At 70.6% G+C, this 21,611-nt stretch carries 19 protein-coding genes, 1 tRNA gene and 2 pseudogenes; 15 read left to right on the top strand and 7 right to left on the bottom strand.

What is annotated here, in order from left to right; all coding sequences use genetic code 11:
* Positions 1-3 precede the first annotated feature (3 nt).
* Together PBV52_RS37550 and PBV52_RS37545 are read left to right on the top strand one after the other, a co-directional pair.
* Positions 4-279: a transposase gene (locus PBV52_RS37550; RefSeq protein WP_274244782.1), complete on the top strand. Its 276-nt coding sequence runs from the start codon at positions 4-6 to the stop codon at positions 277-279.
* Positions 280-1,721: 1,442 nt separating this feature from the next.
* Positions 1,722-2,942, top strand: a complete 1,221-nt coding sequence (locus PBV52_RS37545; RefSeq protein WP_274249822.1) for a cellulase family glycosylhydrolase — start codon at positions 1,722-1,724, stop codon at positions 2,940-2,942.
* Between the two features lie 25 nt (positions 2,943-2,967).
* Here PBV52_RS37545 and PBV52_RS37540 read toward each other — a convergent pair whose 3' ends face one another.
* Positions 2,968-4,461 (bottom strand): glycoside hydrolase family 3 N-terminal domain-containing protein, encoded by a 1,494-nt coding sequence (locus tag PBV52_RS37540; protein ID WP_274244780.1) that lies wholly within the window; start codon positions 4,459-4,461, stop codon positions 2,968-2,970.
* 233 nt (positions 4,462-4,694) lie between these two features.
* Between PBV52_RS37540 and PBV52_RS37535 the strand changes: the two genes are divergently transcribed.
* From PBV52_RS37535 to PBV52_RS37525, 3 genes are all read left to right on the top strand, one after another.
* Positions 4,695-4,766, top strand: a tRNA-Ser gene (locus tag PBV52_RS37535).
* A gap of 47 nt (positions 4,767-4,813) precedes the next feature.
* Positions 4,814-5,323, top strand: coding sequence for a hypothetical protein (locus PBV52_RS51895; protein WP_373921955.1), 510 nt, complete (start codon positions 4,814-4,816; stop codon positions 5,321-5,323).
* Between the two features lie 20 nt (positions 5,324-5,343).
* A complete protein-coding gene (locus PBV52_RS37525; RefSeq protein ID WP_274244778.1) occupies positions 5,344-6,351 on the top strand; it encodes a lysylphosphatidylglycerol synthase transmembrane domain-containing protein in 1,008 nt (335 codons plus the stop codon).
* A gap of 92 nt (positions 6,352-6,443) precedes the next feature.
* Here the strand turns inward: PBV52_RS37525 and PBV52_RS37520 are convergent, their stop codons facing one another.
* The 3 genes from PBV52_RS37520 to PBV52_RS37510 form a co-directional block, all read right to left on the bottom strand.
* Positions 6,444-7,190 carry a PP2C family serine/threonine-protein phosphatase gene (locus PBV52_RS37520; protein WP_274244776.1) on the bottom strand — a complete coding sequence of 249 codons (747 nt, stop codon included), beginning with the start codon at positions 7,188-7,190 and terminating at the stop codon, positions 6,444-6,446.
* Between the two features lie 198 nt (positions 7,191-7,388).
* Entirely contained in the window at positions 7,389-8,270 is an 882-nt protein-coding gene (locus PBV52_RS37515; protein WP_274244775.1) for a PaaX family transcriptional regulator C-terminal domain-containing protein, read from the bottom strand.
* Positions 8,271-8,334: 64 nt separating this feature from the next.
* Positions 8,335-9,726, bottom strand: a complete 1,392-nt coding sequence (locus tag PBV52_RS37510) for an alpha/beta hydrolase family protein (RefSeq protein ID WP_373921954.1) — start codon at positions 9,724-9,726, stop codon at positions 8,335-8,337.
* Between the two features lie 461 nt (positions 9,727-10,187).
* Between PBV52_RS37510 and PBV52_RS37505 the strand changes: the two genes are divergently transcribed.
* The 7 genes and pseudogenes from PBV52_RS37505 to PBV52_RS37475 all read left to right on the top strand — a co-directional run bounded on the left by PBV52_RS37505 (position 10,188) and on the right by PBV52_RS37475 (position 15,936).
* A complete protein-coding gene (locus tag PBV52_RS37505; RefSeq protein ID WP_274244773.1) occupies positions 10,188-11,165 on the top strand; it encodes an ABC transporter substrate-binding protein in 978 nt (325 codons plus the stop codon).
* Between the two features lie 98 nt (positions 11,166-11,263).
* Complete coding sequence (locus PBV52_RS37500; protein WP_274249819.1) at positions 11,264-12,013, top strand: ABC transporter permease; 750 nt, start codon at positions 11,264-11,266, stop codon at positions 12,011-12,013.
* A 4-nt stretch (positions 12,014-12,017) separates the two neighbouring features.
* Entirely contained in the window at positions 12,018-12,800 is a 783-nt protein-coding gene (locus PBV52_RS37495) for an ABC transporter permease (RefSeq protein WP_274244771.1), read from the top strand.
* Between the two features lie 47 nt (positions 12,801-12,847).
* The gene (locus tag PBV52_RS37490; protein WP_274244769.1) at positions 12,848-13,702 is read left to right on the top strand and encodes an ABC transporter ATP-binding protein; all 855 of its coding nucleotides are present in this window, start codon (positions 12,848-12,850) and stop codon (positions 13,700-13,702) included.
* Positions 13,703-13,744: 42 nt separating this feature from the next.
* Complete coding sequence (locus PBV52_RS37485) at positions 13,745-14,170, top strand: MarR family winged helix-turn-helix transcriptional regulator (protein ID WP_274244767.1); 426 nt, start codon at positions 13,745-13,747, stop codon at positions 14,168-14,170.
* A 208-nt stretch (positions 14,171-14,378) separates the two neighbouring features.
* On the top strand, positions 14,379-14,849 hold the full coding sequence (locus PBV52_RS37480; RefSeq protein WP_274244765.1) for a MaoC/PaaZ C-terminal domain-containing protein: 471 nt from the start codon (positions 14,379-14,381) through the stop codon (positions 14,847-14,849).
* Positions 14,850-15,055: 206 nt separating this feature from the next.
* Positions 15,056-15,936 (top strand): annotated as a pseudogene (locus tag PBV52_RS37475) (LLM class F420-dependent oxidoreductase).
* Positions 15,937-16,057: 121 nt separating this feature from the next.
* On the opposite strand, the gene PBV52_RS37470 reads toward PBV52_RS37475, so the two are convergent.
* From PBV52_RS37470 to PBV52_RS37460, 3 genes and pseudogenes are all read right to left on the bottom strand, one after another.
* Positions 16,058-16,570 (bottom strand): class I SAM-dependent methyltransferase, encoded by a 513-nt coding sequence (locus tag PBV52_RS37470; protein ID WP_274244763.1) that lies wholly within the window; start codon positions 16,568-16,570, stop codon positions 16,058-16,060.
* Between the two features lie 63 nt (positions 16,571-16,633).
* Positions 16,634-16,756 (bottom strand): hypothetical protein, encoded by a 123-nt coding sequence (locus tag PBV52_RS37465; RefSeq protein WP_274244761.1) that lies wholly within the window; start codon positions 16,754-16,756, stop codon positions 16,634-16,636.
* 219 nt (positions 16,757-16,975) lie between these two features.
* Positions 16,976-17,533, bottom strand: a pseudogene (locus PBV52_RS37460) (LuxR C-terminal-related transcriptional regulator); the annotation flags it as partial.
* On the opposite strand from PBV52_RS37460, the gene PBV52_RS37455 reads away from it, so the two are divergent.
* The 3 genes from PBV52_RS37455 (at position 17,420) to PBV52_RS37445 (ending at position 21,601) form a co-directional block, all read left to right on the top strand.
* The gene (locus tag PBV52_RS37455; RefSeq protein ID WP_274244758.1) at positions 17,420-17,977 is read left to right on the top strand and encodes an RICIN domain-containing protein; all 558 of its coding nucleotides are present in this window, start codon (positions 17,420-17,422) and stop codon (positions 17,975-17,977) included. The pseudogene PBV52_RS37460 and the gene PBV52_RS37455 sit on opposite strands and share 114 nt — an antisense overlap.
* A 424-nt stretch (positions 17,978-18,401) precedes the next feature.
* Positions 18,402-19,850: a polysaccharide deacetylase family protein gene (locus PBV52_RS37450; RefSeq protein ID WP_274244756.1), complete on the top strand. Its 1,449-nt coding sequence runs from the start codon at positions 18,402-18,404 to the stop codon at positions 19,848-19,850.
* Between the two features lie 311 nt (positions 19,851-20,161).
* Positions 20,162-21,601, top strand: coding sequence for a polysaccharide deacetylase family protein (locus tag PBV52_RS37445; RefSeq protein ID WP_274244754.1), 1,440 nt, complete (start codon positions 20,162-20,164; stop codon positions 21,599-21,601).
* The last annotated feature ends 10 nt before the right edge of the window (positions 21,602-21,611 follow it).

The raw sequence follows: 21,611 nt of genomic DNA, 5'->3' as shown, positions 1-21,611 counted from the left end.
AATGTGCTCGACAACGGCTCCTCGCACACGGCCAAGCACACCAAGACATGGCTCGCCGCTCATCCGCGCTGGCACGTGCACTGGACACCGCCGCACACCTCCTGGATCAACCAGGTCGAGCTGTTCTTCTCCGCGCTGACCCGCCGGGTCCTGCGGTACGGCGACTTCGCCAGCCGCGACGATCTCATCGAGAAGATGCGCAGGTACGTCATCACCCACAACGAGACCGCCAAGCCCTACCGCTGGACCTCCGACGGCACCCCACTCAAGACAGCCTGACCCCCTCCACGAACTTCCGCAGAGCAGCACTAGTCCTGGAGGAGCCACCGGACGCCTCCGGCGATGAGCACCAGGGAACCCAGCACGACGGCCAGCCGGAGGAACCCCACACGCCGGCGCACCGGCGGCCCGGCCGGCTCCCGCGGGCCGCCGCCATAGCGCCGAATCTCCACTTCCCGATTCGCCTCGACAGGGCTCGGCGGGTACCGGCCCGGGCGCTGAGACGGGCCCGAGGGCGGCCCCGTGACCCTGGTCGGAGAAGTTGTGGGCGGGACCGGGGGCGGCGCGGCTCTTTCGATGACGGGAACTCCGGGTCCTCCCATGCCCAGGTCTCCGAGCCTTCGGTGCCCTGCCGGGCACGTTGCAGAGCACCGTAGCCCTCACGACGCCAGCGGATCCCAGCGACATCTGTGAACTCGATGGTGATCTGCCCAGAGTGTTCGTCCGGGATCCGAGTAGGCGGCAGCCGGAGGTACTCATAACCGGTGCCGACGTGGGGCAATTCGCGGATCACTTCGCCGCAGCGGAACACGCGTACGTCCCGGATCGATTGGTTGAACCCGTTGTGGATCACGATCTGCGGGACGACCCAGCTGTCGTCCAGAGCGGACGGGGTCTGCGCGATGTGCCCGCTGATCATGGATGCCTGAAGCCGTTCCCGCTCCCGTCGGGCTCCCGCTTCCCGCTCCTGCTCCCGCTCGCGCTCGATGCTCCGCAACTCCTCCGCGCGGCGCGCGCTCTCCTGCGCCTCCTGCCGGACCTTCTGCCGGTGCCCGGCGTAACTCAGCACCAGACCCGCGAGACCGATCAGCGTGCTGAACACGGCAACAAGGTTCTGCACCATGCCCGGGCTCTGCTCGACCGGCCCCCGTCATGTCAGCTCGCAACCCCGGCCGCACGGTCAGGCCACCTCAGAAGTCACCCTGCCGCCGCTAGTCCGTGCCCTAAGGCTCGACACATGTGGTGCCGGATCGGCGCCGGGGCGACGTGGCGTACGGACGAGTTGCCGCGCATCGGGGGGGGCTCCTTCCCTGTGGGCATGCGATGGCGGGTACTGGCCCGTGATGAGCTGTTCGAGATATTGGGGGGTGTCTTCCCTGTCCTGCTGTCCTGCTGCCCTGATCTGTCGCGGCTGTCCCGCCCCTCCCCAATGTTTCAGCCAGCGGCTAGAGCCGCTGACAATCGAGGTTCACGGGTGGCCGAGGGCGCACTCGGCGTACGGCCTGCCTGCTCGGAATAGGCGGGCGCCAGGGACACAGGGACACGCGAGACACCTCAGACGCTGACGCGGGCACGGGCAATACGCGGGCAGGCAACGCCCACCGAAGGGTTTGATTCAAACCACCAATTCAATAGCAAGGGTGGTGGTTGATACATTCATACTGGACAGGTGAAGGGCTAGAGCCCACGCCCAGAGCAAGCCCGGACCCGAGGAGGATCCCATCCACCCGCTCCGCTTCGGCGTCAACTACACGCCCCGCCACGGCTGGTTCCACTCCTGGCACGACTTCGACCCGGCACGCGCGCGTGAGGACCTCGACCGGATCGCCGGCCTCGGCCTCGACCACGTCCGCGTCTTCCACCTCTGGCCGCTGCTCCAGCCGAACCGCGCCCTCGTCCGCACCGCTGCCGTGGACCAGCTGGCGCACCTCGTGGACCTGGCCGGCGAGGCCGGTCTCGACGTCATGGTGGACGGCGTCCAGGGCCACCTGTCGAGCTTCGACTTCTACCCGGAGTGGACCCGCAGCTGGCACCACCGCAACGTGTTCACGGACCCGGAGGCCATCGAAGCCCAGGCCACCCTCCTGCGCACCCTCGGCCGCGCACTCACCGGCCGCCCGAACCTCATCGGCCTCCAGCTCGGCAACGAGCTCAACAACCTGGTGGAGCACAACCCGGTGACGGCGGACGAGGTCGACCACTACCTCGACACCCTGCTGGCCGCCGCCCGGGACGGACTCGGCGCGAGCGGCGGCCTGGTCACGCACTCCGCGTACGACGCCGCCTGGTACGGCGACGACCACCCCTTCACCCCGGAGGCCTCCGCCCGCAAGGGCGACCTGACCACCGTCCACCCCTGGGTGTTCTCCGGCGACTGCGCCCGCCGCTACGGCCCCCGCTCCCCGCAGGTCCGGCACCTCGCCGAGTACGGCACCGAGCTCGCCAAGGCGTACGCCACCGACCCCGCCCGCCCCGTCTGGGTCCAGGAGACGGGCGCGCCCGAGCCGCACATCCCGGCCGCCGACGCCCCGGAGTTCGCGCGGGCGACCGTACGGAACGCGGCCGGGTGCGCGGGGCTGTGGGGGGTCACGTGGTGGTGCTCGCACGACGTGGACCGGTCACTGGCCGACTTCCCGGAGCTGGAGTACACCCTGGGCCTGTTCGACCCCTCCGGCCGCCCCAAGCCGATCGCCGAGGCACTCGCCGAGACCGTCACGGAACTGCGCCAAGGCCCTCGGCCCGCACAGCCGCGCCGCACGGCCCTGGTCCTGGACTGCACGCCGGACACGCGGTCGGTGTCCGGACCGGGCGGCGCGTACTTCGAGGCGTGGATGCGGATGCGGACGGAAGGCGTTCGCCCGGCGGTGGTCCTCGCCGCGCGGGCAAAGGACGCGGAGCACCTGGCGGCGCGGGGCATCGAGGAGGTCGTACGGCCGTCCTGAGTGATGTGAGACCGGCGGGCGCGCCTCAGCCGTCGGCGACGCCCGCCAGCACCTCGGCGACCGCCCGCAGGTTCGCCCGCCCCCGCCCGTACGAGCACAGCGCGCCGCCCTCCGGCAGCCCCGTGTCCACCCGTACCGCGTCCGGCCGCCGGGCCAACAGGGCCTCCCGCAACCGCAGTTGCCAGGGATGCAGCCCGGCGTCGCAGGTGGCGACGGCCAGGGGCGCGTCGCCGCAGCAGCGCAGCATCCCGTCGACGAGCTCGGCCGGATCCGCCGGTTCACCGGTGACCGAGGTGCCCGTCGCCGTGGGGTCGACGGCGCGCACCTCGGTCAGCAGGTCCTCGCCGCCCCAGTTGAGCGCGGGGTGCGGCGGCGGGAAGAGGTCGACGACATGGGCCCCGCGCACGGCGGGCGGTACGCTCCGGCCGCGGACGGCCCGGCGCGCGGCCGCGAGACCGGCCTCCACGTCCCAGTCGGCGACCACGAGGGGCGGGGTCGCATAGCGCGCGGCGAGCCGCCGTACCCGCCCCGCGGCCTCCTCGACGCGCTCCTGAGCCAGCACGCCGGTGCGCAGTGCGTCGAGCACCGCGTCCCGGCAGGCCAGGGTGACGTCCAAGTCCCCTACGGCGACGATGACCTGGTCCGCGCCCGCCGCGAGCGCGATGCGCGCGCCGACCGCCTCGCCGTACTCCTCGGCGATCGCCTTCATCTCCAGCGCGTCGCTGACGAGGACGCCGTCGAAGCCGAGGTCGTGGCGGAGCAGGTCGCCCAGGATGCGGCGGCTGAGGGTGGCGGGGCGGCCCGGGTCCAGCGCCGGGAAGACGACATGGGCGCTCATCAGCATCGGCACGCCCGCGGCGACGGCCGCGCGGAACGGTTCGAGGTCGGCGTGGAGTTCGTCGTACGGCCTCGGGTCGACCGCCATGCCGTGGTGGCTGTCGGTGACGGTGCCGCCGTGGCCGGGGAAGTGCTTGGCGCAGGAGGCGATGCCGCGCGCCTCGGTGGCGGTGATCCAGGCGCGCAGATGGCGGGCGGCGAGTTCGGGGTCGGCGCCGAAGGAGCGGGTGCGCACGATCGGGTTGTCCGGCCGATGCTGGAGGTCGGCCACGGGGGCGTAGGAGGCGGTGATGCCGAGGGTGGCCAGGTGCCCGGCCAGCGCGTCGGCGCAGCGGGCGGTCAGGGCGGTGTCGTCGACGACGCCGAGGGCGTAGGAGCCGGGGACGTCGGGGGCGCCGGCGCTCACCAGGTGGCCGATGCCGCCGCCCTCGTTGTCGATGGCGACGAGGAGGTCCGGGCGGATGGCCCGCAGCTCGTCCGTGAGGCGGCGCACCTGCTGCGCGTCGCGGATGTTGCGGGTGAAGAGGATGACCCCGCCGAGGCCGCGGTCGATGAGCTCCTTGAGCGTGTCCGGCACGCTCGTGGCCCCGTCGAACCCGGCGACGAGGCAGCGGTGGGCGGCTTCGTCCAGGTCGACGGGGAGTGCGGTCGACCCGGGCGATATGTGCTCGAAGTGGCTCACCCCGGCAATACTCTGGCTCGACCAGCCGAAAGTCAACCTTCCAGTGGCTGGCTGATTCAGCGACGCCCCCCTCGCGGCGAGTTGCCCGGCACTCATGACCGCGGAGCGGTTGTCGACCATGGGCGAGGGCGCCCCGGGGCACTTTCGGATCGGACTCGCCCTCGCCCTCGGTCTGCCGCGCGCCGCCTGCGGCGCCCCACGGCGATCATCCCGGCGCTGACGTCAGCCTCCATCGGCGTGCAGCCCAGCAGCAGAGCACCGGGCTTGAGACCCGGAGGGCGCAGGGGCGGAACCTGCCACGCCGGCTTGTGAACGACAGCCCGGGGCGGCCGTACCGCCGACGATTCGGCAGGTGGCCGAGTCCGCCCTGAGCGCACCGATCGGCACGCTCGTGCAGCAGGGCGTCGTCCCCTCCGCCGAGGTACTGGCCGAACTGGCCGAACCGGTACTGCAGTTGGTGGCCGCCAGCACCGCGCGGGCGTACGGCGACGAGACGCTGCGGGCACTGAGGGCCGCGAACTACCGGGCGTTCCGCAACCGCCTTTCGCGGCTTCTGCTCAACCTGGAACGGCAGGTGCGCGTCGAGGAACTGCCCTGGGTGCGGGCGGTGTCCCCTTCGATGCCGACGGCACGGCGGCCGACGGCCGAGCCCGCCGCTTCCTGGGGTGGAGCACGGGCGGCACTGGACGCGGTGAGGGCGGGAGCGGGGACCGGGCGCCGGTGCGCGGTCCCCGGTCGCGTCGCTCGCCCGCCGACCCCGCTTCGGCTTGCGGACACCACGGCGTCACACCGGGCGGGCACGTTTTCGGCGTCCCCTCCTGCCTCGCCCTCTAGCCGTCGCCCCGCGTCCGCGCGGAGGTGACGCGGAAGGACGACCGCGCCGTGTCCTCGCTCCCGCTCACCGATCTCCCCGGACCGCTGCCCACCCGCCCCGCCCCCGCCCGCTCCCCCTTCTCCCCCGCACGCCTCACCCGCCACGCACTGACCCTGCTCCCGGTCCTGCTGATCGGGGCGTGGGCGGCGGCCGACTGGCGCACCTTCGTCGACGGCGCCGCCCGGCTCGCCTCCGCCGACCCGTGGTGGCTGCTCGCCGGTCTCTTCTTCACCTGCATGGGCTGGGTGGCCGCCGCGTGCGTCCGCCAGGGGGCCATGCCGGAACGGCTCCCGCCGGGCCTGCTGCTCGCGTCGCAGTTCGCGGCCGGCGCCGCGAACCAGGTGCTGCCGGCGAGCATCGGCGCCCATGCCGTCACCCTGCGCTTCCTGCACAACCGCGGCATACCGCTGGCCCGAGCCACCGCCTCACTCGCCCTGTACTCGCTGGTCAAACCGATCGCGAAGACAGCGGTGCTGCTCGGCTTCCTCGTGGCCTTCCCCGAACTGCTGCACCTGGGCGAACTCGTCCCGGACGAGCGCACGTTGCTCCTGGTGGCCGCGGGCGTCACGGTCGCCCTCGCCGCCGCGGGCGCCCTCGCGGCAGCCGTACGGCCACTGCGCCGCCCCCTCGTCCGCTGCGTACGCACCGCCCTGACCGACGCGCGGATCCTGCACACCCGTCCCAGCCGCGTCCTCGCCCTGTGGGGCGGGGCCGCCGCCACCCCGCTGCTCCAGGCGAGCGTGATCGCCTCGGTCGGCTCGGCGCTCGGCCTGCCGCTGTCCTGGACGCAGGTGACCCTGTCCCTCCTGCTCGCCAGCACCGCGGTGGGCGCCGTACCCGCGCCGGGCGGCATCGGCCCCGTGGACGCGGCGCTGGTGTTCACGATGGTCACCTTCGGCGCACCGATGAGCCTCTCCGCGGCCACGGTCATCGGCTACCGCGTCCTCACGGTCTGGGTCCCTCTACTGCCGGGCGCCCTCGTGCTCTCGATCCTGGTCCAGCGCAAGATCCTCTGATCCGCCGAACCTCGGCCGCCCCTTTGAGTAGACGCAACGCCTGGTCCCACGAGTCGTCGCCCCGGGCTTCCTGACCGGCCGGGTGCCCCGCGCTACTCCTCCTGGACCCGCACCAGAGCCAGCGTGATGTTGTCGGGCCCGCCCGCGTCGATGGCGGCCTTCCACAGTTCGAAGACCGCACGGCCGTCGTCGTGCTCCCGCAGGATCTCGTCCAGTACGTCCTCCTTCACCGGGTCAGTCAGCCCGTCCGAGCAGATGAGGTAGCGCTCGCCGGGTGTGAGGGACTCGGCCATGACATGGGGCTGGACCGCGCGATAGGTGGGCGAGCCGCCCAGGCACTGAGTGACGAGGGAAGTGGTGCGCCCCGCCGGGTGCGGTGGGCTGTCGTCCACGCTCAGCTGACGCAGCCCGTCGCGGGAGACCGCGAAGACGCGGCTGTCGCCCACGTTGAACGCCAGCAGCGAGCCGGGCTGTACGACGACTCCGGCGACCGTCGTCCCCATGGCGGACAGCTCGCCTCCCTCGTCACCACCGGCCGCCTGGTACACGGCACGGTTGCAGGCGTTCAGGGCGTCACGGACGGCGACCTCGCTGCTCAGGGCGGGACCGAGCGACGCGATCCGGCGCACGACCAGGGCGCTGGCCACTTCACCGCCGGGGTGCCCGCCGAGCCCGTCGGCGACGGCCACGACCAGGGGCGTCCCCAGCGGGAAGATCAGGGTCTGCGGATTCTCGGTGACGGTGGCGCACAGCGTCCACGGCCCCGCAACGAGGCTGTCCTCGTTCCCCTCGCGCAACAGTCCGGGATGACTGATCGCACTCACAGCGACGTACGGCATGAAGTGCCACCGCCTTCCCGCACCGCCACTGACCGCCGGCGCCGGACGTCGACGTCCCTTTCGAGTCTAGGAACACCGGCATCCGGCATGCCAGCGCAGCCGGATGCCGCGCCCCGCGCGCGTCAGCCCTCGTCCGTTGTCCGGCCGGTGCCTGGCCCGGCTCACGGCCGTCAGGCGGTGGGTTGGCGTCACCCATGGTCACGAAGGGGCCACAGGCGTCGTCTCCAGCAGCTCGGCGGCCGCCCGGCGGCCGGGCTCCCCCGTCTGTTCCGCGATACGCCGGAAGGTCTTCTCCGCCGATCGGGCGGGCCAGTCGGGTGGCAGATGCCGGACGGGCAGCCGGGGATCGGTGCGGATCGTGCCGAGCCACTCGGCGACCAGGCGCAGGTGGGTGGCCAGCGGGTCGGCGGACGGATCGCCGACGCGGCTGACCCATCGGTCGTCGAAAGCGGTGTAGCGGGCGGCGATGGTCTCCAGATTCCAGGTGTCGCGGATCATCACATCGACATCGGTGGCGGCGTCGGCGCGCGCATGGAAGATCTTGACGTGGGCTGCGATGCCGAGCTCGGCGACGATCTCAGAGACGTCGACACCACCCGGCGCGATCCACAGCCCGCTGTAGAGAGGACCGAATCCGGACCAGGTGAGCCGCGAGCGCAGGTCGTGGCGCTGACGCTGCCAGGCTTCGGGCAACGAGAAGCCCAGCAGGGTCCAGGTTCCGTCCCAGTCGTCGTTGACCGCGCTGGTCTCCCAGACGCGTTTGCGGCCGTCGTAAAGGATCTGCGTCGCGTGCGGGGTCAGGCCGAAGTACATGCGGCGCCCTTGCCGCTGACGCTGCAGCAGGCCACGACCCACCATGCGGGTGAGGGTGGAGCGGACGGCCTGCTCCCCGACTCCCACGCGGCCGAGGACGTCGATGATGCTGCCCGAGTACACGCACAGCGGGCCCTCTTCCAGGACGTGGTCGCCGAAGAAGGCGAGCAACAGCGACTGGGGGCGCAGTTGCGGTCCGCCGGGCGAGTCCGGGGCGATGCCGTTGTACCCGTCGTCCACGTCGGAGTTCACCTCGGAGAGCGTCATGTCGGGAAAGGTACGGCCGCCCGCCGCGGGTACGGCGGGCGGCGTGGCGTGGTGTGGCGTGGTGTCAGGGCCGGTACCGGTCGGCGGGGTGGGACAGGTCATAGGAGCGCGGGTACGGCGCGGGCTGGTAGGACACATAACGCGCCGGCCCGGACGGATCAGCCTCCGTGGCGCGGGCGTTGAGCGTGGCAGGGTCCGTGCCCTGCCAGTGGCCCGTGGTGATGCGGGTCTCCAGGGTGTGCACAGCGGCGACCCCTTCCCCCGTGCTGAACGTGCAGTGGCCCGCGTTCTCGACGAAGGCCTGGCGCAGCAAGGGGGTGGCGCCCGCAGCGGTGACCGCACGCCGATAGGCGCTCGCCGACTGTACCGGGATGAGCCCGTCGCCCGTGGTGTGCACGGTCAGTTGCGGCTTGGCCAGCCGGCCGGTGAACGAGCTGGTGAGGGCCATCCGGTCCACGGCCTTGGTGTCGGCGGCGATCCGGGGAGCGCCGTTCAGCGTGGCGAGGTCCTTGGTCAGTGACAGACCGGCCTTGACGTAGAGCTCGCTGACCTCCTTGTAGAGGGGGGAGCGGTGAAGCATGGCGGTGTAATCGACGCCGGTGTTCCAGGACATGTTGCCCCCGACCCGGCTTTCGGCCTCCTGCCGCCAGGAGAAGGCAGGGAATTTCACCAGGCCCATGACCGCCTGGAACTGGTTGGCCTGCTGGGCGTCCCAGTCGGTCGGTCCCGGCCGGGTCTGGGAGGGATCGTTCCAGCCGGGGATGTTGTGCAGGGCGGCGGCCAGCGCGATACGGGCCCGCCCGGAGGCCGTGTCCTGCGCCCCGGCGACGGCCCCGGCCAGCGTGTCGGCCGCCTCGGCAGCGGCTGCCTGGCTCGCCAGACCGGTCAGTGGGACGTCCGCGTCCGGGGCGAGCAGTGCCTTCAATGCGAAGACCGGGTCGAGGGTGCTGTTCCAGTTGGCCACGCCGCCCTGGAGCAGGCCGCAGAGGGACAGTGATCCGCTGATGCGGTCCGGGTGACGCTCGGCGATCATCGAGGTCACGAGCCCGCCGTAGGAGGCGCCCCAGGCGATGGTGCGCCGGGCCGGGCCGAAGCGCGCGGTGAACGTGTCAAGCGTGGCCAGCTGGTCCGGCACCGCCTCACTCACCGCCCATCCGTTGCTCGCGTACGAGGAGCCGATGAGCGCGTAACCCTCCTTGAGCAGAGCGGACTTGGTGGCGTCGTCGGGGGCGTTGCGCGCCGGATTGGGCACTGCGAGCGGGGTGTAGCCGTGGCTGAAGAGCAGGACCGTGCCGTTCCAGGATTCCGGCTTGTCCATCACGTAGGTCGCGCCGGACGGCAACGTGCCTTCGACATGAGCGCTGGTATCGGCCGCCTGGGCGGACGGGGCCAGGGGGGCGGCGAGCAGCAGCGCCGCCAGGGCGACGAACGTACGTCTGCGGATGCGGGACTTCACGAGACGGACTCCTTTGTCCTGGTGAGGGTGGCGGGAGGGAGTGCGGCACAAGCAGCGACGGGGGACTGCGACCTCGGTGAGGAGCCCGGCCGGAGACCGGTGCGAAGCCATCGCGGTCTCTTTCGTCCGGGAGCATGACACCGCGAAGGTAGGCGTGTACATTGCGGCCGTCAAGAAGATGCACAACATATTCGACGGGGTGCCGCGGCGAGCCACCAGAAGACCGCCGACACCCGATCGACCTTGTGAACCTCACGCCATGGCCCCATGGAGTCATCGCAGGAGACGGCCGCCCCACCCCACGACCCGCGCCGACCGGAACAGCCGCACACCCTCCCGGAGTTCTGCGGCGCGCCCCCGTCGGCGCCTTCCCGGCAACGGCACACCATCGGCTCGACTCGCTCGAATTTCGCACCTACACCCAGAGCAGTTCTCACCCACTTCCCGTGAGGAGGAGCCCCATGCGACGACGCATTCTCGGGCTTGCGACAGCAGTGGTCACCGTCATCGGTGCGGCCGGATGTGGATCCTCGTCCGATGAGACGAGCGGTTCGTCCTCATCGGGCAGCGGCAAGACCACCGGGGTCAAGGTCGGCATCATCCCGATCGTGGATGTGGCGCCGCTCTATCTGGGCCAGAAGAAGGGCTTCTTCAGCAGCCGCGGCATCGATCTGAAGATGGAGAGCGCCCAGGGCGGCGCCGCGATCATTCCCGGTGTGGTGAGCGGACAGTTCGACTTCGGGTTCAGCAACACCACGTCGCTGATGATCGCCCAGACCAAGGGAGTTCCGGTCAAGTCCGTGGTCAACGGGGCGGCCTCCAACGGCAAGGTCGGCGGCGACGTCACAGGTGTCCTCGTCAAGAAGGACAGCCCGGCCAAGTCCGCCAAGGACCTGGTCGGCAGGACGGTGGCGGTGAACACCCTGCAGAACATCGGCGACACGACGGTCCGCGAGGCGGTGCGCAAGGCCGGCGGCGACCCCTCGAAGGTCAAGTTCGTCGAGATCCCGTTCGACCAGATGCCGGCCGCCCTCGACGGCGGCCAGGTGGACGCGGCCTGGATGGGCGAGCCGGCACAGACGATCGCCAAGGCGCAGGGCGCCCGGGTCGTGGCGTGGCCGTTCGCCGAGACCGACCCCAAGCTCACCGTGGCGACGTACTTCACCGCGACGCAGCTGACGAAGGAGAACCCCGACCTGGTGAAGAAGTTCGCCGCGGCGATGACCGAGTCACTCACGTATGCCTCCGAGCACCCGGAGGAGGCGCGGCAGATCCTCACCACCTACACCAAGATCAGCGGCGAAGTGCTGAAGAACCTGACGCTGCCCGACTGGCCCGCCCAGTACGACATGGCCTCCCTGGAGAAGCTGGCCTCGCTCGGCGAGCAGGACGGACTCTTCGGCGGCAAGAAGCCCGACCTGGAGGCGCTGTTCCAGTGACACCGTCGGCCATCCCGTCCGTGAGGACGAAGCCCGCCGGGACCGGTACCGGTCCCGGCGGGGCCCCCGCCCGGCGCGGCCCGGGCACCGCCACCGCACTGCGCGGGCTCGCCGGCCTGGTCGGCCTGGTGGCGGTCGTGGAGGTGCTGCCCCACACCGGATTCGTCTCGGCCGACTACCTTCCGCCCGCGTCGGAGATCGGCCGTACGCTGTGGCACCTGCTCGCCGAGAACGGGTTCTGGACGGCGCTCGCCGACACCCTGACCGGGTGGGGCATCGGGCTGGCCATCGCGGTCGTGGCCGGGGTGGTCGCCGGCGTGGTGATCGGCTCCGTCCCCGTACTGCGGGCGGTGACCGCCTCCACCATCGAGTTCCTGCGTCCCATCCCGTCCGTGGCGCTGATCCCGGTGGCGGTGCTGCTCTACGGCACCGACCTGGAGTCGACGCTGCTGCTGGTGGTCTACGCCTCCTTCTGGCAGGTGCTCGTCCAGGTGCTGGCCGGCACGCAGGACGTCGACCCGGTCGCGGACGACACCGCCCGCAGCTACCTGCTCGGCGGATGGGGGCGAGTGCGGTACGTCCTGTGGCCCACCGCACTGCCGTATGTGATGACGGGCGTACGGCTGGCGTCCGCGGTGGCGCTGGTCCTCGCGATCACCGCGGAACTCGTCATCGGCTCACCCGGCCTGGGCCGCGAGATCGCCGTCGCGCAGAATTCCGGCGCCGTATCACGCGTGTACGCCCTGGTGCTGGTCACCGGGCTGCTCGGCGTCGCGATCAACCTGGTGGCGCGGGCCGTCGAGCGGCGGTCGCTGCACTGGCACCAGTCTCTGCGCAGGGAGGGATGACCCGATGACCGTCCTCACAGTGGGCCGACGGGTGCTTCTCGTGCTCGGCCTTCCCGCCGTTCTGTTCGCCATGTGGTGGTTCGCCACCGCCGACAGCACCGACTTCTACGTCCCCCCGCTCTCCGTCATCCTGCAGAAGTTCGGGGAGGTCTGGGCGGGCGACCGGCTGGCGTCCGACGTCCTGCCCAGCCTCCTCCGGCTCACCGCGGGCTACCTCCTCGCCGTCGCCGTCGGCGTCGGACTCGGCCTCGTCGTCGGCACGAGCCGCGTCGTACGGGACGTCCTGGAGCCGGTGCTGGAACTCTTCCGGGCCATCCCGCCACCTGTGCTCGTACCGGTGATCATGCTGTTCGCGGGCATCGGCGACACCATGAAGATCCTGGTCATCGTCAGCGGCTGCGTCTGGCCGATCCTGCTCAACACGGTCGAGGGCGTCCGCGCCGTCGACGAGGTGCTCGGCGACACCTGCCGCTCCTACGGCATCACGGGCCCCGCCCGCCTGTGGCACCTCGTACTGCCCTCGGCCGGCCCGCAGATCGTCACGGGCATGCGGCAGTCGCTGTCGATCGGCATCATCCTCATGGTCATCAGCGAGATGTTCGCCGCCAGCAACGGCCTGGGCTTCACCATCGTGCAGTTCCAGCGCACCTTCGCCATCCCCGAGATGTGGAGCGGCGTCCTGCTGCTCGGCCTGCTCGGCTTCGCCCTGTCGCTGCTCTTCCGCCTCGCCGAGAGGCGCCTTCTGGCCTGGTACCACGGCCTGCGCCGCGCCCAGCGCAACACCTGACCGACCGTCCGGCCACGACCTTCACCACCCGTACGAAGGAGACGTCGATGCTCGACGTACGCAACCTGCAGAAGACCTACACCGGACGCAACCGCACCGTCGAGGCACTGCGCAGTCTCAGCTTCCACATCGACGCCGGTGAACTGGTCTGCCTGGTCGGCCCGTCCGGCTGCGGCAAGACCACCCTGCTGAAGTGCATGGCCGGACTGCTCACCCCCACCGGCGGCGAGGTGATGCTGGACGGCCGCCCGGTCGCCGGGCCCCCGCCCGGCATGGCCGTGGTCTTCCAGGAGTACGGCCGCTCCCTGTTCGCCTGGATGAACGTCCGCGACAACGTCGCCCTCCCCCTGCGCCGCAAGAAGCTCGGCAAGGCCCGCGAGAAGGAACTCGTCGACCACGCCCTGGAGGTGGTCGGCCTGGCCGACGCCCACCACGCCTACCCCTGGCAGCTCTCCGGCGGCATGCAACAGCGCGTCGCCATCGCCCGCGCCGTCGCCTACGAACCCAAAGTGCTGCTCATGGACGAGCCCTTCGCGGCCGTCGACGCCCAGACCCGCGCCGACCTGGAGGACCTCATCCGGCGCCTGTGGCACGAGCTGGGCGTCACCGTCCTGTTCGTCACCCACGACATCGACGAAGCCGTCTACCTCGGCCGGCGCACGATCATCCTCTCCAAGTCGCCGACCGTGGTACTGGAAGACCTCACCATCGACCTGCCCGACGAGCGCGACCAGCTGCACACCCGCTCCAGCGCGCGCTTCGCCGAACTGCGCTCGCACGTCTACGAACAGATCCAGCGCGCCAAGCATCACAGCGCAGACACACCTTCGGGCGGTGTGGCCGGGGATCTCGGCTCGGGACTCCGGTCACCGGAGAAGGGCGACGAGGTCAGAGTTGCGTGATACAACCTTGACAGTTGCTTCGTACAACTCCAGGATGGCGTCATGGCGGCTCATGACGAACCCCTCGACTTGATCCACGAGGCGATCATCCTGTTCTCCCGCAATTCCAGGGTGCGGGCGAACAGCATGTACGACGAACTGTCCTTCGTCGCGTACACGATGCTGTCCTACGTAGGCACCGTCCCTCATCCGACCGCCTCCGATCTGGCCGAGAGGTACGGCCTGGAGAAGTCCACCGTCAGCCGACAGCTGTCCCAGCTGGAAGAGGACGGCCTCCTGCACCGGGTGGCACATCCGTCGCGGCCCAGGACCAAGCTGCTGGAACTCACCGACACCGGTCGGGCCTGCCTGGCCCGCGTCAGGCAGCACCAGCGCAAGGGGCTTGAGGAGCGACTCGGCCGGTGGCCGGACGAAGACGTCGAGACGTTCAGCCGCCTGCTCTGGCGGTTCGTCACGGAACTGGACTGAACGGACGTCCGGGCCATGCCCGTCCGGCGGACGGGAACCGGGCGATCAGCGACCGGATGAGAAGACGAACGGAGGCCCGCATGCGACTCGGCGTGCACATACACCGGTTCACCCCGTGCCAAGGAGGACCGGCAGGGTTCGGTCCCGAGCCGGACATGCCGCTTCATCACCGCGACGACACGGGGCCCTCGCCGGCCCCGGAACGGCGGTGAGCGCCGTGCTGTACGCCGAGGATCTCCGCCCCGGGGCCGTGTTCGACCTGGGCAGTGCCAAGGTCTCCAAGGAGGAAATCCTCGACTTCGGCCGCCGCTTCGACCCGCTGCCTCTCCACACGGACGAGGAAGCGGCTGCCACGAGCCGCTTCGGGGGCCTCATCGCCAGCGGTTTCCACACCGCGGCGGTCCTGCAGCGCCTCCTGGTGGACGCGGTGTTCTCGCGCGCCGCCCTCATCGCCGGCCGGGAGATCGAATCCCTGCGCATGCGGGCGCCGGTCCGGCCCGGGGATGTACTGCACGGCACGCTGGAGATCGTGGAGGTCCGCCCCCGCGACGACGGCACCGCCGTCGTCCGCAGCCGGGGCACCCTCACCAACGGTTCCGGCAGCGTCGTCATGGAGGTCCGGGGAGAGACGCTCTGGGAGCACCGGCCGGCGGGCGGGAGTGCGGGCGGGGCGGCGTGATGGTCCGGTATGCCGCGGTGAGCGGGACGGGCAGGCCGCCCCTGCGCCGTCCCCGTCGGCCCCCTGTCGATCAGGTGGGCGGCGTTGGCCACGGCCACTGGGGCACGACGGGCCGAAGGCCGGCGCGGGCACGACGTCGTAACTGACCGTCGCACAAGCATCGCCGGGTCGACAACGGCCCGTAAAGGAAACGAACGGAGACGGACATGCACGTCGGCGTGCACATCAACCGGTTCGACCACCCGCAGGGCGGAGGTGCTCTGCGGGCCGAGCTTGCCGCCGCGGGAGCCGCGGCCGAGGCGGCAGGTGTGAACCGGCTGTCGGTCATGGACCACTACTTCCAGATGGAGTTCAACGGCGGCGCCGAGGCACCCATGCTGGAGGCCTACACGACCCTGGCCTACCTGGCCGCCCACACCTCCACGGTGCAACTGGGCGCCTTGGTCACCGGGTGACGTACCGTCAACCCGGCCTGCTCGCCAAGATCGCCACCACGCTCGACGTACTGTCCGGCGGCCGGGCCACCCTCGGCATCGGAGCGGCCTGGTACGACCGCGAGCACCACGGCCTGGGCGTGCCCTACCCGCCGCTCGCGGAGCGCTTCGAGCGGCTGGAGGAGACCCTGCGCATCTGCCTGCAGATGTGGGACCCGGACGACAACGGACCCTTCGAGAGCCGCTACTACCAACTCGCCGGGACCCTATGCACTCCGCCGCCGGTCAGCAGCCCGCACCCCGAGATCATGATCGGCGGCGGCGGTGAGAAGAAGACCCTGCGGCTCGTCGCCCGGTACGCCGACGCCTGCAACCTGTTCGCCACCTCGCCCGATGAAGTCGCGCACAAGCTGGACGTGCTGCGCGGGCACTGCGACAAGGCGGACCGCGACTACGACGCCGTCCGCCGGACCCTCACGTACTCCGGAGCGGCGGCCACCGAGGAGGACCTGGACACCTTCAGCCGTGACATCGAGCCCTACGGCAAGCTCGGTGTCGACACGGTGATCATCTCGCCGCATCTGGGCGCCACGTCGCGCTGGATGGAGACCTTCGCCGCCCCGGCCGTACGACGGCTGGCCGAACTGGGCTGAGGCGCCTGCGAGAAGCCGGCCGTCTCCTCGCCCGCGCCTCGTCCAAGTCGACCTGCCGCTGGGCCGGCCGTGCCTCGACGACGAGAAGGTCAGGCCCATGCGCAGGCGACGGCCCCACGCCTCAGCGCAGGGTGAAGAAGATCATGGGGTTGTCCCTGCTGTCCCGCAGGGGGTGCCGCAGAGCGAGGGTTCGTTTGACGTCGTTCAGGCGGTCATGGATCTCGGGTGCGCGGGCCCGGGAGGGGGTGAAACAGGTGTTCTCCTGTTCGGCGAGCCAGCGCAGGACGACCGCGCCCTCGGTGAACGGCAGGGGCCACCGGCCGTGGACGACGTCGTGGACGCACACCGGTATGCCCGGCCGCATGCGCGGGAACAGCTCGCGGATGTACCAGCGGGCGAAACTCGCCGAGTGCGCCGCGTCGATGAAGAGGAAGTCCGCGGTGTCCGGGATCTTCTCCAGGTTCTCCCGTGCGTCCCCCTGCGTGAACGTCCAGCGGCCGGTGGACAGTTGCTCGGGGATGTTGCGCACGACGTGGTCCACGACGTCGTAGTAGTACAGGTGGCCGGTGCCGTTGTCCCTCAGTGCCTGGAGGATCCAGGTGGTGGACCAGCCGTGGAAGGTGCCGATCTCCACCACCGTCTCCGGTCGGGTCTCGCGCAGCAGTAGGTAGGTGATCTCCGCTTCGATGTCGTCGAGTTAGGCCTTCAGCGAGGTCGGCGGCGCGAGCAGCTTCCGCTGCTTCTCGCGGGCCCGGTCGAGGTCGTCGGCGTAGGCGCGGTAGAGCCGGATGATGTGGTCGACGTCGATGGTCTGGTGCATGAGTGCTCCGTGCGAAACCGGTCTGGTTGATCAGGGCGCGGTGACGCTAGGACGTGGGGACGAGTCGGCACGTCCGACCCAGGTGCCAACTCCGGTGTCACGCCTGGGTATGAGTGACGTGGCCCCGGGAGGGCCGGGGGTGTGCCGGTGCCCGGATGGTGACGGTGGCGCCGGGCTTGCCCATCCGTGATGACCGCGGCCAGCTGCGCCGGATCTGGTTCAGCCGGAGGTCCCCGGAGCGACCAGCCCCGACTCGTAGGCCATGACGACGAGTTGGGCCCGATCGCGGGCACCGAGCTTGGCGAGCAGCCGGCTCATGTGGGTCTTGACGGTCTGTTCCGACACCACCAGCGTCGAGGCGATCTCCGCATTCGACAGGCCTCGCGCGACCAGCAGCAGGACCTCCGTCTCCCGTGGCGTGAGGCCGTTGAGCCGCAGGCGGGTGTTCGGGCGCGGGAGGGGGCGGCGCCGGGCCACGTCCTCGATGAGGCGACGGGTGATGGACGGGGCGAGCAGCGCCTCGCCTGCGGCGATCACCCGTACCGCCTGCACGAGTTCGGCGACCGGCGCTTCCTTGAGCAGGAAGCCGCTGGCCCCGGCGTGCAGGGCCTCGTAGACGTAGTCGTCGATGTCGAAAGTCGTCAGCATCAGCACCTTTGGACGGTGCACCACACCGGGTGGCGGATCGAGCAGCCGCCGGGCGGCCTCCAGCCCGTCCATCTCCGGCATCCGTACATCCATCAGCAGCACGTCAGGGTGCGTACTGCGGCTGACCCCGTCGCCCAGCACAGCTCGCTCTGCCTCGAAAACCCCTCCCAGTCCACCGCCGACGGCACCCAGTACCAGCAGAACACCTGCGGAAGCGGCCAGGCACAGCGCTTCGACTTCCACCCCGTCAGCGGCGCGACCGACACCTACACCGTCGTCAACCACTCCAGCGGCAAGTGCCTCGACATCTCCGCCCTCTCCACCGCCAACGGGGCCGCCGTCCAGCAGTGGACCTGCCACGGGGGCACCAACCAGCGGTTCAGGCTGAACGCGGTGACCGCGCTCGGCAACAGCCACGACTACCAGCTCGTCGCCGTGAACAGCGGCAAGTGCGTCGACGTCAGCAACATCTCCACCACAGCCGACGCACTCGTCCACCAGTGGACCTGCGATGCGGCAAGCGCCCTGACCACCAAGAAGAACCAGATCTGGCGGCTCACCGGCAAGGACTGACCAGCAGCGGATCCCGCTGAGTCCCCCGGCCACGCCGGCAGAGACAAAGCCCGCTCCACTCAAGGTCCCGAGAGAGGGTCACGACACCCGGTCGTGGCCCTCTCCACGTGCGTACCGGACTCCCAGCCCCGCCGGACCACTGAACCGTGCGTGGGCCGCCCCCCCCCAGCACGATTCGGGCTTCTCCTCGCGCAATGCAGGTGGGGCATCCGGCAGCTCGGCCGGAGAGACAGTGGTCACATCCGCTCCGGCGGCGGCCAAGGGGATTGCGGGAGACCGGCCGAAAACATAGCTTGACCCGGCGAAAAGAAAGCCCTTGCTCGTTGCAAGGCACCCGCGGCGGGATGTCGCAGCACAGCGATCAGCTCGCGCGCGCCGCGCGCCCGCACTCATGCTCCGGCACCTCACGGACCCAGGTTCACGTATGCCTCGACACGCCCTCGCCCCCGTGCTCTTCCTGCTCGGCTCGCTCGCCCTGACGGCCGCCTGCTCCACCGGCTCCTCCCCGGCGGACTCCGCGCCCTCCCCGGACCGCCCGTCCCGGATTCAAGGCAACGACGCCGGCACCCAGGTCGACCTGACCAACCTCAAGGGCGTCAGCATCGTCAGCGACAGCAGCACCGACCGGTCCTGCCCCTGGGCCACGAGCTACCCCGACGTCCCCGGCGCCGACCAGATGACCGCCGTGATGAAGAAGGACGTGCAGAACCGCCTCGCGGTCTTCCTCGGCGAGGACACCGACGGCCAGGTCACAGACTGCGGCGGCATGGAGGGCTCGGAGGGCCCCGAGCTGAACGTCAGCTTCTCGTTCCTCGTGGTCTCCGGCGACGTACTGGGCGTCCGGCTGACAACGGTCGACCGTACGTCGAACGCGGATGGCGTGGACACCGAGGCGTACTGGTACGACGGTGCCGCCCAGCGGTACCGGCCGTCCCCGGGCCTCATCGCGGACGGCTCCCGTGACGCCTTCGTCGCCGCCGTGAAGGAGCGCCTGGAGAAGCGGGAGGGAGTCACTCCGGACACCGTCACGGCGCTGGACGACCCCGACGCCTACCTGGACGACATGGCCTTCACCGCCGACGGCGATCTGAAGGTGGACTTCGACCGCGGCACCGTGGGCGTCCCCCCGGCCGGCCGCATCTCCGTCACCCTCCCCAAGGCGACCGTCACCCCGTGGCTGTCCGACTTCGGCAGCCGCGCCCAGCACCAGAGCACCGACCCGGACGACAAGCTCGACCTCGGTGCCGCCCACACCCCCGCCCCGACCGTCGCCGCGCAGCCGGACCCGGGCGAGGACACCACGGACTGCTCCAAGGTCAAGTGCATCGCGCTCACCTTCGACGACGGACCCGCCGCCCCCGAGACGGGAACGCTGCTCAAGTACCTCGCCGAGTACAAGGCGCGCGCCACCTTCTTCGTCGTCGGCCAGAACGTCGCCACCCACCCGGACATCGTCCGCGCCGAGATGAAGTCCGGCCACGAGATAGCCAACCACTCCTGGAACCACCCGGTCCTCACCAACCTCACCCCCGGCCAGGTCCGCTCCCAGCTGGAACGCACCAACGCGGCGATCAAGGACGCCACGGGCCAGGAGCCGACACTCTTCCGCCCGCCGTACGGCGCGATCGACGGCAAGGTCCGTGCGGCCACGAGCCTGTCGCCCGCCCTGTGGGACGTGGACACCGAGGACTGGAAGTTCCACGATCCCGGCAAGGTCGCCCGGACCGTCGTCTCCCAGGCCGAGCCCAACGACGTCGTCCTGATCCACGACATCCACCCCACCTCGGTCGCCGCCGTCCCCGAGGTCCTGCGCACCCTCACCGCCCGCGGCTACCACTTCGTCACGGTCAGCCACCTGCGCGCGACCCTCTGAGCCGTGAGGCAGCCCGGCGTTTCGGGCCGACGTGCCCTGCGGGGGCCCTCGACAACTCCGGCGCCCCCGGCCGACCGGCCACCGCACTCGGCGCAGTGGCGGACCTCAGACCCTGACGCACCGTACGAGCAGGTGCGCCCCAAACGCGACTGAAGTACCCGAAAACCGCCAGAAACGACCCGGGCTGGTTTTTTCAGGGTGACTCTGCGGGTCGCTGAAAAACACCCCCGCCCAGCACGATCCATGACCAGAACGACCGCGGCGTCCCATCGGCGGCGTCCGCACATTCCCCTCAGTCAGGTTCTGGTCTCATGCGCACTCGCACTCTGCTCCCCTCACTTCTCATGCTCTGCACTCTCTCCATCACGGCGGCCTGCTCGTCCGGATCGGACGGCTCCTCGGCGTCCTCCGGCGCCCGGCCCGGAGCCGACCCCAGCCCCGCACCCGTCCGCAGCGTCGACCCGTCGAAGATCAAGGGCCTGGAGATCGTCAGCGACAGCAGCGAGCAGAGCTCCTGCCCCTACGCGGCGAGCTATCCGGACGTGCCCGGTGCGGAGGCGGCGACGGCCGCGATGAAGAAGGACGTGGAGGAGCGTCTGGCCGACTTCCGCTCACGGGTGTGCGAGGACGGCGAGGGTGACGCGGGGGCCCGCGAGTTCAACATCAGCCACCAGTTCCTGGTCGCCTCCGGCGACGTTCTCGGCGTCCGGCTCACCACCCGGGACGGCACCGCCGCCGGGTCCGGGCTGACGACCAGGACGTACTGGTACGACGGCAAGGCCGGCGAGTACCGCACTGCTCTCGGACTCGTCGCCGACGGCTCCCGGGACGCCTTCGTCGCCGCATTGAAGGATCGACTCAAGGGGCGCGAAGGCGTCAACGCCGCCGCCCTCGACGACATGGCCTCCGACGCGGCGTCCCGCGCCTCCCTCCTGGACGCCATGGACTTCACCGCCACCGGCTCCCTGCGGGTGACCTTCGACCGCGGTGACGTGGGCGCCCCGGCCGCCGGGAGCTACCTGGTGACCCTGCCCAAGGAGACGATCACTCCCTGGTTGTCCGCGTTCGGCAAGCGTGTCCAGCGGCAGACCGTGAAGCCCAGCGGTTCGCTCGACCTGGGCGCGGCACACGTCCCCGAGCCGGCCGTGCCCACCCACACCGCCTCCGGCGACGACGACACCGACTGCAAGAAGGTCAAGTGCATAGCGCTGACCTTCGATGACGGACCGGCCACCCCGGAGACCGCGACCCTGCTGACCCACCTGGCGCAGTACAAGGCCCGCGCCACCTTCTTCACCGTCGGTCAGAACGTCGCCGCCCACCCCGGACTGGTCCGCGCCGAGGCCCGCGCCGGACACGAGGTCGGCAACCACTCCTGGAACCACCCCGACCTCACCAAGCTCTCCCCCGAGCAGATCGCCTCCCAGCTCAACCGCACCAGCGCCGCCATCAAGGCCGCCACCGGCAAGACCCCGACCGTCTTCCGCCCGCCCTACGGCGCCATCGACGACAAGGTCCGGGCCGCCACCCGCCTCTCCCCCGTGCTGTGGGACGTGGACACCGAGGACTGGAAATACCGCGACGCCGACAAGGTCGCCCAGACCGTCATCGGCAAGACGCGGCGCAACGACGTCGTCCTCATGCACGACATCCACCCCACGTCGGTCGCCGCCGTCCCGCAGATCCTGCGCACGCTGACCGCCCAGGGCTACCACTTCGTCACGGTCAGCCACCTGCGCGCCACCCTCTGACCGCACCACG

The organism is Streptomyces sp. T12, assembly GCF_028736035.1.
Classification (GTDB): Bacteria; Actinomycetota; Actinomycetes; order Streptomycetales; family Streptomycetaceae; genus Streptomyces.
This window is presented reverse-complemented; position numbering and strand designations above follow the sequence as displayed.

What these genes read in the sequence shown, in the direction of transcription:
- PBV52_RS37520 (WP_274244776.1), bottom strand. Translation starts at nt 7,190, where the DNA reads ATGCCGTACGTCGCTGTGAGTGCGATCAGTCATCCCGGACTGTTGCGC.
- PBV52_RS37445 (WP_274244754.1), top strand. Translation starts at nt 20,162, where the DNA reads ATGCGCACTCGCACTCTGCTCCCCTCACTTCTCATGCTCTGCACTCTC.
- PBV52_RS37450 (WP_274244756.1), top strand. Translation starts at nt 18,402, where the DNA reads ATGCCTCGACACGCCCTCGCCCCCGTGCTCTTCCTGCTCGGCTCGCTC.
- PBV52_RS37515 (WP_274244775.1), bottom strand. Translation starts at nt 8,270, where the DNA reads ATGACGCTCTCCGAGGTGAACTCCGACGTGGACGACGGGTACAACGGC.
- PBV52_RS37505 (WP_274244773.1), top strand. Translation starts at nt 10,188, where the DNA reads ATGCGACGACGCATTCTCGGGCTTGCGACAGCAGTGGTCACCGTCATC.
- PBV52_RS37495 (WP_274244771.1), top strand. Translation starts at nt 12,018, where the DNA reads ATGACCGTCCTCACAGTGGGCCGACGGGTGCTTCTCGTGCTCGGCCTT.
- PBV52_RS37465 (WP_274244761.1), bottom strand. Translation starts at nt 16,756, where the DNA reads ATGCACCAGACCATCGACGTCGACCACATCATCCGGCTCTACCGCGCC.
- PBV52_RS37485 (WP_274244767.1), top strand. Translation starts at nt 13,745, where the DNA reads ATGGCGGCTCATGACGAACCCCTCGACTTGATCCACGAGGCGATCATC.
- PBV52_RS37490 (WP_274244769.1), top strand. Translation starts at nt 12,848, where the DNA reads ATGCTCGACGTACGCAACCTGCAGAAGACCTACACCGGACGCAACCGC.